The organism is Paenibacillus sp. FSL K6-3182 (assembly GCF_037976325.1).
Classification (GTDB): domain Bacteria; phylum Bacillota; class Bacilli; order Paenibacillales; family Paenibacillaceae; genus Pristimantibacillus.
Genome location: NZ_CP150265.1, coordinates 65,937 through 78,620 on the forward strand (window position 1 = coordinate 65,937; position 12,684 = coordinate 78,620).

The 12,684-nt window shown below is 45.1% G+C and carries 10 protein-coding genes; all 10 read left to right on the plus strand.

Annotated features, from left to right (window positions below; all coding sequences use genetic code 11):
• Positions 1 to 455 precede the first annotated feature (455 nt).
• The 10 genes from MHH56_RS00325 (at position 456) to nadA (ending at position 12,674) form a co-directional block, all read left to right on the plus strand.
• Positions 456 to 1,181: a VWA domain-containing protein gene (locus MHH56_RS00325; protein WP_339205898.1), complete on the plus strand. Its 726-nt coding sequence runs from the start codon at positions 456 to 458 to the stop codon at positions 1,179 to 1,181.
• On the plus strand, positions 1,165 to 2,088 hold the full coding sequence (locus MHH56_RS00330; RefSeq protein ID WP_339205899.1) for a serine/threonine protein kinase: 924 nt from the start codon (positions 1,165 to 1,167) through the stop codon (positions 2,086 to 2,088). The genes MHH56_RS00325 and MHH56_RS00330 overlap by 17 nt, the downstream gene beginning before the upstream one ends.
• Before the next feature lie 39 nt (positions 2,089 to 2,127).
• Positions 2,128 to 3,540, plus strand: a complete 1,413-nt coding sequence (tilS, locus tag MHH56_RS00335; protein WP_339205900.1) for a tRNA lysidine(34) synthetase TilS — start codon at positions 2,128 to 2,130, stop codon at positions 3,538 to 3,540.
• A 49-nt stretch (positions 3,541 to 3,589) separates the two neighbouring features.
• The gene (gene hpt / locus MHH56_RS00340) at positions 3,590 to 4,129 is read left to right on the plus strand and encodes a hypoxanthine phosphoribosyltransferase (protein ID WP_339205901.1); all 540 of its coding nucleotides are present in this window, start codon (positions 3,590 to 3,592) and stop codon (positions 4,127 to 4,129) included.
• A 98-nt stretch (positions 4,130 to 4,227) separates the two neighbouring features.
• A complete protein-coding gene (ftsH, locus tag MHH56_RS00345; RefSeq protein WP_339205903.1) occupies positions 4,228 to 6,225 on the plus strand; it encodes an ATP-dependent zinc metalloprotease FtsH in 1,998 nt (665 codons plus the stop codon).
• Between the two features lie 345 nt (positions 6,226 to 6,570).
• Positions 6,571 to 7,626, plus strand: a complete 1,056-nt coding sequence (locus MHH56_RS00350) for a BMP family protein (RefSeq protein WP_339205904.1) — start codon at positions 6,571 to 6,573, stop codon at positions 7,624 to 7,626.
• 162 nt (positions 7,627 to 7,788) lie between these two features.
• Complete coding sequence (locus tag MHH56_RS00355) at positions 7,789 to 9,333, plus strand: ABC transporter ATP-binding protein (RefSeq protein ID WP_076271306.1); 1,545 nt, start codon at positions 7,789 to 7,791, stop codon at positions 9,331 to 9,333.
• A 5-nt stretch (positions 9,334 to 9,338) separates the two neighbouring features.
• Complete coding sequence (locus MHH56_RS00360) at positions 9,339 to 10,421, plus strand: ABC transporter permease (protein WP_076271307.1); 1,083 nt, start codon at positions 9,339 to 9,341, stop codon at positions 10,419 to 10,421.
• 1 nt (position 10,422) lies between these two features.
• Positions 10,423 to 11,385, plus strand: a complete 963-nt coding sequence (locus MHH56_RS00365) for an ABC transporter permease (RefSeq protein WP_339205905.1) — start codon at positions 10,423 to 10,425, stop codon at positions 11,383 to 11,385.
• Positions 11,386 to 11,735: 350 nt separating this feature from the next.
• A complete protein-coding gene (gene nadA / locus MHH56_RS00370; RefSeq protein ID WP_054025832.1) occupies positions 11,736 to 12,674 on the plus strand; it encodes a quinolinate synthase NadA in 939 nt (312 codons plus the stop codon).
• The last annotated feature ends 10 nt before the right edge of the window (positions 12,675 to 12,684 follow it).

Consider the following 12,684-nt stretch of genomic DNA (forward strand, 5'->3'; position numbering starts at 1 on the left):
CATGCTCTGTTGAATTGAACCGCGAAGCGGAATTCACACTAATATTAATACATACACGTAGATTTTATTTTTGAAACAACCATTTGTTGCTGTATTCATTTATCACTCAATTACGACCGATGAAAGATAAAGGGGCATATGAAGTTTAGTAATTCTCAACTGTGGTACATAGTAAATGCTCAAATAAAATAGTTATACATATTGCTATGAATATCAAACCTATTTTTAGTGAGTAAACGGATGTGCCTTATTAATACAAGTAATATTGGTTTGTTATATGTGTAAATATCAATTTTTAACTAGTCTAGCTGTTTATCCCTCTCAAAAAAGGCAAAGCTAATAGAAAGGCAAAGGGCGAAGCCTATGCTTACGAAGCTGCGTTTGATTCTCAAACGCTAAGCCTATGCTTACGAAGCTGCGTTTGATTCTCAAACGCTTGAGGAGGGTAAATCATTATGAAGCAAATATTGTTGATTACAGATGGATGCTCTAATGTGGGTCTAAGTCCAGTCATAGCGGCGGCACATGCACAATCGGAAGGGATTTCAGTAAATGTAGTAGGCGTACTCGATCATGGCGATGTAGGTGAGCTTGGCGCGGCTGAGATTGATGAGATTGCGCGTGCGGGCGGCGGTCTAAGCAGGATGGTAAATATGCGTCAGCTGTCGCAGACGGTACAAATGATGACTCGCAAGACTGTAGTGCAGACGATTCAATTAGCAGTTCAGAAGGAATTGAAGCAGGTGCTTGGCAACGGCTCAATCGAAGCATTGTCGCCGGAGAAGCGTGGCGATGTTGTACGTGTTATCGACGAGCTGGGGGAGACATCAAATTTGCAAGTGGCGCTTCTTATTGATGCCAGCGCCAGCATGAAGCCAAAGCTGGCGGCTGTGGAGGAGGCTATACGCGATTTAATGCTCAGCCTGCAAGCGAGACAAGGGAAAAGCGAAATCTCGGTATTTCATTTCCCTGGCTCAAGACATGGGGATGACTGTTTGATGGATTTGAGCTGGACGAGTCACTTGAATGGTGTTCACGCCATCTTTCCGAAACTGCAAATGAGCGGAACCACGCCGACGGGCCCTGCGATTATGCATGTCATTGATTTTTATCGCCAGGGCGATTATGGTAGACAGAGCAGAGACGAAACGGATGGGATGATGAGTGACTACGTCGTTTAAAGTTGATCTTCGCCGTGGCATGGTGGTGGTTGGCAAGTGGAAACAAGGGCGTTACCGGGTAGAGAGGTTGCTTGGAGAGGGCGCAAACGGTAAAGTATATCTCGTACAGCGTGATCGCAGCTGGTATGCGATGAAGCTCGGTTTAGATGCACTTGATCTGCAATCGGAGATCAATGTGCTGCAGTCGATCGCCAAGCAGAAGCAATACGGGCAGGAATCCTTTTTGTTCGACGTAGATGATCTGTACGGTCCGGATGGAAAGGAATATCCTTTTTATATTATGCGCTATGTACTGGGATCTAAGCTGGACGATTACCTAAAGCAGCACGGTTCGGAGTGGTTTCCGTTAGTTGGCTTGAATCTGCTGGGCAAGCTGACGAAGCTGCACCAAGCAGGATGGGTGTTCGGCGACTTGAAGGTGGAAAATGTGCTCGTTGCCGATTATGGTCATGTTGAGCTGGTTGATTTCGGCGGGGTGACTGCAGCAGGCAAAGCCGTTCGCCAATTTACTGAGATTTATGATCGGGGCTACTGGAATGAAGGCTCGCGATCTGCTGATCCGAGTTACGATTTGTTCTCGTTTGGCGTGCTTTGCATACAGCTGCATGAACCAAAACGGCTTCATCAGTTAACGGTGGAGCTATTGCCGCAAAATCGCTCGGCTGTGGAGCTCATCCAGATCGCTGAATCCAGTTCGGTTTTAAAGCCAATTGCCGGATGGCTGCGTAAAGCTTTTGCAGGACAGTATTCGGATGCGGGTGAGGCTTCAGCGGCTTGGCGTTTACTGATGCATAGACGAGACACGCATAGACCCTCAGCTACACCAGGGTGGTTAAAGGGGCTTGCTGCCCTTTCAGCGGTCTTGCTTGGAACGTCGGTTTACTGGCTCATACGCAATGTGCTGTAGCGGCAGCACGCAACGGGAAATGAAGGTGAGGTACAACCTATGAATCTGCGAAACGAGCTTGAGAAAACAGCTGCAGACCGCAGGCTTTGGTCGAAAGGGGATTGTATTGTTGTAGCCGTGTCCGGAGGTCCGGATTCAATGGCGCTGCTGCATATGCTGTCTGCTGTAGCGAAGAGCAATGAAATCTCCATTATTGCAGCTCATGTGAATCACGGCTTTCGAGTAGAGGAGTCGGCGCATGAGCTGATTGTCGTTAAGCAATTTGCGGAGCAGCTAGGGGTCATTTGTGAGACGGTAACGTTCGACATGCCGTCTTATATAGAAGAAACCCGAATGAATGGACAAGCTGCCTCACGCGAGAGGCGGTACGGCTTTTTGCATGAAATCGCGACTCGATATGGAGCTTCGCGTATCGCGCTCGCCCATCATGCAGATGATCAGGCGGAAACCGTTCTTATGCGCGTCATTCGTGGGACAGGCTTAACTGGTTTGGCGGGAATTCTCAGTAAAAGAAGAGAAAAAAACGTGGAACTTATCAGGCCGCTGCTTCGTATGAACAAGTCAGACCTTCTGCGTTACTGCGAAGAACACCAAATTCCTTACTGCACGGACAGCAGTAACAAGGAACGCCATTATTTCCGAAACATCATTCGGTTAGATATTTTACCGTATTTATCAAAGCATAATCCGCACATATCCCAATCCCTTCAACGACTTGCTGAAGTAGCGGGTGCGGAAGACGAATGGATGGAGAAACAAACCGAAGCGTTATTTGCGCAGCTCGTTACGTTATCCCCGGGTGGATGCGCGATAAGCTGCGACGATTTGCATGGTCTCCACGTCGCTTTACAAAGGAGATTGATTAAACTAATATTAAGTTATCTTTCTAAGGAAACGGAAAAGATATCTTTCGAGCAGATTGAGACGATGAGGCTTGCTGCTTCCACTCATGCGCCTGCAACTTGGCGAATCGATGCTGGTGCCGGCATTTGCTGCGCTCGTGAATATGATAGAATGCGGTGGATTCAAGTGCCACAGCATGTATCCAAAGAAGCGAGTGTCTATTTGTGCGAGGTGGGAAGGGATAAAGCTAGCCTGGCGATCGAGCAATGCGGGTGGACATTTGAGTTTGCTTATACATCAGCGTTAGAAAGTTGTAAGCCTGCATCGCGTTATGAAGCCTGCTTTGATGCGTCGGAACTAACGTATCCGCTCGTTGTTCGAAATCGGCAGCCGGGAGACAGAATTCAGGTTTTAGGATTAAATGGTTCGAAAAAAGTGCAAGATATGTTCGTTGACGAGAAAGTTGCTCCGCTGAAGAGAGAGCTGTATCCACTGCTGTTTGATGGATCAGGCAAATTACTCTGGATTCCGGGCATTCGCAGATCAAGTCATGCGCTTACGGATGTACACACAAAAGACGTGTTATTCATAAGGGCAGGCAACGAATAAGAAGCACTGGTACACTCATAAACATAGTTAAGCGTAGGGGGATTTACACTTGCAGAACGATATTCAAGAAGTATTGTACGACGCGCAGCAAATTGGTGAGAAGGTTAAGGAACTTGGTGCAACACTGAGTAAAGATTTTAATGGGCGTAATCCGCTCGTTATTTGTGTTTTGAAAGGCGCGTTTATTTTCATGGCTGATTTGGTTAAGGAAATTACAGTGCCGCTTGAAATTGATTTTATGGCTGTATCTAGCTACGGACAATCCACGAAATCATCTGGCGTTGTCAAAATTATTAAAGACCTTGATGTATCTGTCGAAGGCCGAGATGTTCTAATCGTTGAAGATATTATCGACAGCGGATTGACGCTTAGTTACCTAATTGACGTGCTAGAGCGTCGCAATGCGAAGTCTGTTACAGTTGTAACTTTGTTCGATAAGCCTGCTCGCCGTACAGTTGAATTGGAAGCAGACTATAAAGGCTTTACACTGCCTGATGAGTTTGTTGTCGGTTATGGACTGGATTATGCAGAGAAATATCGTAATCTCCCTTATATTGGTATTTTGAAGCCGCAAGTTTATCAAAAATAATTGCGATTCACCCGTACATGCCCTTCTCCGTACACCTCTATTGTTATGGAAAGTCATGATATGGTAAAATATTTTAAGCGTCTGAGAGGAGGTTGGGGATGAATCGGATCATCCGTAATACTGGTTTTTATTTAATTATCTTTTTGGTGACCGTTGGGATTTTTCAATTTATCAGCAGCCAAAATAACACGACCGTTGGATTGCGTTACGATGAACTCGTTGCAGCAATTGAGTCAGGGAATGTTAAAGAGTTAAGTGTTAAGTACGAGAACCAATCTTATTTTGTTTCCGGAAAATATAAAGTGAAACCTGCGGATGCAGAAAACGATCAATTCGTATCAAGGACCGGCGTTAGCGCTGAGCCTAAGATCGCTGAATGGTCGAAGCAGTATGGATTCGCTTATGAGACGAAGGAAATGGATCAGCCAAGCATTTGGCTTACATTCCTTACCTCCATTATTCCGTTTGTCATCATCTTTGTCCTGTTCTTCTTCTTGATGAATCAAGCTCAGGGCGGCGGCGGCAAAGTTATGAACTTTGGCAAGAGCAAAGCGCGGCTTTACGATAATGAGAAGAAGCGGATTACATTCGAAGATGTCGCAGGCGCAGACGAGGAGAAGCAAGAGCTCGTTGAGGTTGTAGACTTCTTGAAGGACCCGCGGAAATTCAATTTAGTAGGCGCTCGTATACCGAAGGGCGTATTGCTTGTTGGTCCTCCGGGTACAGGTAAAACATTGCTTGCACGTGCAGTAGCAGGCGAAGCGGGCGTGCCGTTCTTCAGCATTTCCGGTTCTGATTTTGTAGAGATGTTCGTCGGTGTCGGTGCATCCCGTGTACGCGACTTGTTTGAGAACGCGAAGAAAAATGCTCCTTGTATCATCTTTATCGATGAGATTGATGCGGTGGGTCGTCAACGTGGCGCTGGTCTAGGCGGCGGGCATGATGAACGTGAGCAAACGCTCAACCAATTGCTCGTTGAAATGGATGGCTTTGGTGCCAACGAAGGTATTATTATTATTGCAGCAACAAACCGTCCGGATATCCTTGATCCAGCGCTTCTGCGTCCAGGCCGTTTTGACCGTCAAATTACGGTTGACCGTCCAGACCTTAAGGGCCGTGAAGCGGTGCTTAAAGTACATGCGCGCAATAAACCGCTATCCAAGGATGTTAAGCTTGAAGTTATCGCAAGACGTACAACAGGCTTTAGTGGCGCTGATTTAGAAAACTTACTTAATGAAGCAGCTCTTTTGGCTGCCCGTCGTAATAAGAAAGATATCGCAATGGTTGAAGTTGATGATGCAATTGACCGAATCATTGTTGGTACGGAGAAGAAAAGCCGTGTTGTCAGTGATCGTGAGAAACGTATTGTCGCTTACCATGAAGCAGGTCATACGATTGCAGGCTTCTTCTTGGAGCATGCGGATATGGTGCATAAGGTTACGATTATTCCTCGCGGACGTGCTGGGGGATATGTCATCATGCTTCCAAAAGAAGATCGTATGCTTGTAACGAAACAGGAGCTTCTGGACAAAATCACTGGTTTGCTTGCAGGCCGTGTAGCAGAGGAACTGTTTATTGGTGAAATTGGTACAGGTGCATATAGCGACTTTAAACAAGCGACAGGCATCGTACGCAGTATGATTATGGAATACGGTATGAGCGACAAGCTTGGACCGATGCAATTCGGCAGTTCACAAGGCCAAGTATTCCTTGGACGTGATATTGGACATGAGCAGAACTACTCTGATGCCATTGCATACGAGATAGATCAAGAAATGCAATCCATTATTACAGGCTGTTATGATCGTGCGAAGAAGCTATTAACAGAGAAGAGCAAAGAAATGCATTTGATTGCTCAAACACTGCTTAATGAAGAAACGCTCGAAATGGATCAAATCAAACGTTTGGTTGAGACTGGTACTTTGGAAGGCGGTCCTTCTACTGATGCAGTTGAAACAAATGAGCCGACAACCGAGCCTATTATTGAGACGGTTGGAGACGTAAAGGTGCGCATCCAAACTCGTGATCAGGACGAAGCGAAAGCTCCGAACCTTGAGAAACGTGATGTAACAGAAGATCCAGATAAGAACGAATAGTATTTTATGGATAATTGTTAACGATAGTCGCTTTGCTACTTGTAAAGAGTAGCGGGCGACTATTTTTTTCTTTATTAATGTTCGGATTTAGCCTATAATACGTGTATAAACCTCGGATGAAAAACAGAAATGCTTACATGGAGGTTTTGTCTATATTGGTCATACGTTACATAGATGTTACATGATGACGGTCATAACGTTTTTATGTCACTTAAACTGACATAAGTTATTGACGTTTATTTTTTTGTAACTATAATGAAATAATAGCGGCCAGTATCAGCAAGAATAAGAATGTAACAGGGGTTGCCAAGTTACACAAAAATTAGAGCAGGGGAGAAAAAACTCATGAAAAAGACATTTAGCTTTATGCTTGTAATGATGATCGCGTTGACACTAGTGTTGTCAGCTTGCGGAGGGAAGAAAAACAACGAGGGTGGCACGAACGGAGATAAAGGTACTACGCCTGCAGTTGAAAACGATGGTACTGGAAAAGGCAAGAAAATTGGTATGGTTACTGATGTTGGCGGCGTACACGATAAATCCTTTAACCAAAGCGCATGGGAAGCTCTTCAGAAAGTAACTGCTGAGACTGGTGCGGAAACGAAGTTCTTGGAAAGTAAAGGCGAAGCAGACATGGAGCCGAACCTAAACAGCTTCGTTAAAGAAGGATATGACCTTACTTGGGGTATCGGTTTCTTGTTTAATGATGCACTAAGCAAAGTGGCTAAAGAAAATCCAGATGCTAAGCTAGCAGTAATTGACAGCGTAGTTGAAGCGCCAAACGTTGCTTCTATTACTTTCGCTGAAAACGAAGGATCTTTCCTTGTTGGTGTCGTTGCAGGTTTGATGACAAAAACAAATAAAGTTGGATTCGTTGGCGGTATGGAGATTCCGGTTATCAAGAAATTTGAAGCAGGCTTCAAAGCTGGTGTTGCTGCGGTTAAACCGGATGTTAAAGTTGAAGTTAACTATGCAGGTGACTTTGGTAAACCTGACCTTGGTAAATTGGCTGCATCAACAATGTACGATGGCGGTGCTGATATTATTTTCCACGCTGCTGGCGCTACTGGCAATGGTGTGTTCAATGAAGGTAAAGCGCGTAAAGACAATGGTGAAAACGTTTGGGTTATTGGTGTAGATAAAGACCAATCACTTGAGTTCGGTGATGAAATTACACTAACGTCCATGATGAAGGGCGTTGAAACTGCGGTTCATAAAGTATCCAAAGATCTACTCGCTGGAACATGGGCTGGCGGAACTGTACAAGAGCTAGGTTTGAAAGACGATGCAGTAGGCTTGCCAGAAACATCTAAGAAAAACGTTCCAGCTGATGTTCTTGCTGAAGTAGAGAAATACAAAGCAAAAATCGTTAGCGGCGAAATTAAAGTACCTACTGAATAGTTTTCTCCATTCAATGGTATCCTTTGATTGAGGATCGTTTGTTGATGAATCAGACAAGACCGGCTTCGGCCGGTCTTTGTTCTTTGTTGGGATAAGTAAGTGCTTTTAATGTCAAATTTTTTATGCATATTCAAGCAGTAAAAACCGGGGAGATGATGAGGAATGGACCGGAGCAAGGCGGCTGTACAGTTAAAGGGAATTACAAAGCGGTTTCCCGGATTGGTAGCTAACGATTCCATAAATTTTGAATTGAAGAAAGGTCAGATTCATGCGCTGCTTGGCGAGAATGGCGCAGGGAAATCGACCCTAATGAACATTGTGTTCGGACTATATCAACCGGACGAGGGCGAGATTTGGGTTAATGGTGAGAAGACAGTCATTGAGGGTGCTTCTAAAGCAATTGACCTTGGCATCGGCATGGTTCATCAACATTTTAAACTCGTACAGCCTTTTACCGTTGCAGAAAATATTGTGCTTGGCAATGAGCCTGTTAAAGGTATGAAAATCGACTACAAGCTCGCTAATGAGAAGGTTCGGGCGATATCCGAACGTTATGGTCTGAATGTAGACCCTCAGGCGCGAATTAAAGATATTACAGTAGGCATGCAGCAGCGTGTTGAAATTCTGAAAACGTTGTATCGCGGCGCCGAAATCGTTATTTTTGATGAGCCGACAGCTGTTTTGACGGTGCAGGAAATTGAGGAGCTAATCGAAATCATTCGCAACCTGGCTGCTGAAGGAAAGTCGATTATTATCATTACGCATAAATTGAAAGAAGTAATGGCTCTTGCAGATGCTGTAACCGTTATTCGACGCGGCAAGGTTATCAAGACAGTAACTACAGATGAGACGAATGAGCAGCAGCTTGCGGAATTAATGGTCGGCAGGGACGTATCCTTCGAGGTGAAGAAGACGAAGAACGAGCCTGGCGAAGTTATTTTATCTGTGGATGGATTGCAGATGAAAGGTGATCAAGGCAAGAATGTATTGGATGGTACCAGCTTCAACATTCGTGCAGGAGAGATTTTTGGCATAGCCGGTGTTGATGGCAATGGGCAAAGCGAACTCATTTACGCTATAACAGGTATGCGCAAGCTGGACGGCGGCAGCGTTAAGCTGAATGGCAAGGATATGACGAATCATTCTCCGCGCCAAATATCGGTTGCGGGAGTAGGGCATATACCAGAGGATCGGCATAAGCATGGGCTGGTGCTAGATTTCTCGGTTAGTGAAAATATGATTTTGAATACGTATTTTGAGCCGGAATTCGGCCGTTCTATGTTTATTGATTACAACAGCATGGACAAGCTGTCTGAAAAGCTTGTTAACGAATTTGATGTTCGCTCATCAGGTATTCATACGCATGCTCGTCAGTTGTCTGGAGGAAACCAGCAGAAGGCTATTATCGCACGGGAGCTTCATAAAGATCCTGATTTGTTAATTGCGGTTCAGCCTACACGCGGTCTCGACATCGGTGCGATTGAATTTGTGCACAAGCGGTTGGTACAAGCTCGTAACGAAGGAAAAGCGATTTTACTCGTATCATTTGAGCTTGATGAGCTGTATGCACTGTCCGATCGAATTGCGGTCATGTATGAAGGCAAGCTAATGGGTGAGGTTGATGCTGAGCAAAGAGATGATCAGCAGCTTGGACTTATGATGGCTGGTAACAAAATAGCTGTACCTGCATCAGAGGGGAGAGGATAGCGTATATGGAAACCTTGAAAAAAATATTTAATAAATCGTCTATCCTTATTCCAATTGTGTCAATCATTCTTGGATTTGTGGTTGGCGCCATTGCCATGCTTGCTGGAGGGTACGATCCGATTCTAGCGTATACTTCTTTAATCAATAAGCTGTTTAGCACTCCTTACAATATGGGAGAAGCGGTTCGAGCAATTACACCATTGATCTTTACAGGTTTAGCCGTTTCCTTCGCTTTCCGTACAGGTCTATTCAATATCGGTGTTGAGGGACAATTTGTAATGGGCATGACTGGCGCAACAATCGTAGGCGTGCTGCTCGACCTGCCATGGTATATACATGCGCCTCTAGCTGTAATTACGGGTGCTGTATTCGGCGGCCTATGGGCGGGTATTGCTGGTTACTTGAAAGCGAAGCGTGGAGTAAATGAAGTGATTTCATCCATCATGCTGAATTGGATCGCATTGTTCCTCTCCAATTTTATCATTGCGAAGTTTCTTGTTGAGAAAGGCCAGCAGAAGTCGATGCCGGTTCATGAATCAGCTATGGTGAAAATTGATTGGCTTATTAAATTGACAGACAACGCTCGTATGCACTGGGGTACGGTAGTTGCTCTCATTTGTATCGTTGTGTTTTATTTCGTATTATGGCGTACGAAACAAGGCTACGAGCTTCGTGCTGTTGGACATAATCCGGATGCTGCGTTATATGCAGGTATGAACGTTAACGTAACGATGGTTAAGTCGATGTTTATAAGCGGAGTATTCGCTGGTCTGGGCGGCGTGTTTGAAATTTTAGGCGTGTTCGGCAACCAGACCGTTATGGCCGCTTCTCCAGGCTATGGATTTGATGGTATTGCGGTAGCGCTCCTTGGCGGCAATACGCCGATAGGTGTATTCCTTGGCGCAATTTTATTCGGTGGACTCAGCTACGGTTCAGCAGGCATGAGCTTTGGTGCGGGTGTTCCTCCTGAGGTCGTGCGTATCGTAATCGGCGCCGTTATTTTCTTCGTTGCTTCGCATGGATTGGTGAAGTGGTTCTTAAAGCCTTTTCTAAATAAACGTGCAAGCAAGCGGAAGGAGGCGGTGTAGGATGAACGTGCTAGACATCATTGGACAACTTATTAATACAACGCTCGTGTTCTCCACCGCACTCATTTTTACAGCGCTTGGCGGTATGTACTCAGAGCGCTCAGGTGTTGTGAACATCGGACTAGAGGGCTTGATGGTTTCAGGAGCGTTCGCCGCGGCAGTTGCAACGGAGTATGCGATACAAGCTGGGTTAGGCAGTGCTTCACCGTGGATTGGATTTATAGCTGCAGCTATTTATGGTACGTTATTCGCTTTATTGCATGCGATATCAACGATCACATTCCGTGCGGATCAAACCGTCGTCGGTGTCGTTATTAACATTCTATCGCTTGGCTTAGCGCTTTACCTAACCAAAAGCCTTTATGATGGATCAGGTCAAACGCCGCTTTTGGCTAATGTGTTCCACAAAGTGAAAATACCTTTTTTATCTGATATTCCGTTGCTCGGGAAAGCTATTTTCACCGCGTATCCGACGACGTATATTGTCCTAGCTATCGCAGTAGTCAGTTATTTCGTCTTGTTCCATACGCCGTTTGGCTTGCGTCTACGTGCGGTGGGCGAACATCCGAGCTCTGCGGATACCGTTGGTATCAGCGTAACGAAATACCGTTATATCGGCGTATTGCTTAGCGGCGCGCTTGCAGGTCTTGGCGGTGCGACAATTACGTTGACGACGACAAGCAGCTTTGCGCATAATACGATTTCTGGGCAAGGATTTATTGCGCTCGCAGCACTGATTTTCGGCAAATGGAATCCGCTTGGCGTTGTAGGAGCAGCAATGTTCTTCGGTCTAGCTCAGGCGCTTAGAAGCTTTGCACAGCGCTTTGAATTCTCGCAGCATATTCCAGTTGAATTTTTCTACATGCTGCCATACGTTTTGACATTGATCGTTTTGGCAGGAGCTGTTGGTCGTTCAAATGCGCCATCAGCACTTGGTCAACCTTACGATCCAGCAAAAAGATAATTCAAAATGGTCTCTCTCCATCGCGGAGAGAGACTTTTTTTATTTCGTTGCTAATATAAGTGATGACGGAGGTCGCGATTATATAGTAAAAAAGGTTCATTTACGAAGAATGTGAGTGAGATACAGCGATCAAAATAATTTATTTTAAATTGCTGCCTTAAAAAGGCCTTTAACGCATTGACAGTAGCATCTACCGCGTGTAAATTAAAACTTAATCAAATGAATTTATCCCTTTTGGTTTAAACTATAGGTAAGCGACTTTCTAAGTTTGTGCATCAATTCACAAAGTTCAGCTTGCCGTATAACGGAATGGGTTATCGCCCATCCCTCATAAGAGGAGAGGATCTACTGTGGAAGCACTGGCACTGGAACGCAAGGCGGAGCAAAACCGAGAGCTGCGTGAACGGTTGTTACAGTTGAAGAAAGAACGGAATGCTATCATTTTAGCTCATTATTATCAACGTGATGAAATTCAAGAGGTAGCTGATTTCCGTGGAGATTCCTTCCTGCTTGCGCAGAAGGCTGCACAAACGGATGCTGAAGTTATTGTTTTTTGCGGCGTTCACTTTATGGGTGAGAGCGCAAAAATTTTGGCTCCTAATAAAACCGTTATCATTCCCGACGAGCGTGCGGGCTGTCCGATGGCCGACATGGTAAGTGTTGATGGCTTGCGTAAGCTGAAAGCGCAGCACCCGAATGCAAAAGTCGTTACTTACATTAACTCGTCTGCTGAGATCAAAGCTGAGACTGATATTTGCTGCACATCGGCAAATGCGGTTAAAGTTGTCAATTCGGTTGAAGGCGACGAGATCATCTGGGTACCAGATAAGAACCTAGGCCACTATGTGCAGCAGAATACCGATAAGAAAATGATTATCTGGGAAGGTTACTGCAATACGCACGATATGCTGACGGTTAAAGACGTAGAAGAAATGAAAGCGAAATATCCTAATGCGCAATTCGTTGTGCATCCGGAATGTCGTCCTGAAGTCGTTGAGCTAGGCGACTTTGTAGGCAGTACAACCGCTATTATTAAATATTGTAAAGAATCAGATTGCCAAGAATTTATCGTGGGAACAGAAGATGGCACTGGCTATCAGCTTCGTTTAGACAGCCCAGGTAAAACTTTTCATTTTGCATCTAAATATTTGGTGTGCCCTAACATGAAAGTAAATAATTTGAAGAAGCTAGTGAAATGCTTGGAAACGATGCAGCCTCAAATCTACGTACCGCCACATGTTGCAGATCAAGCCCGTTTATCCTTGGAGCGCATGCTACTCGTGAAGTAGTATGCGCTGC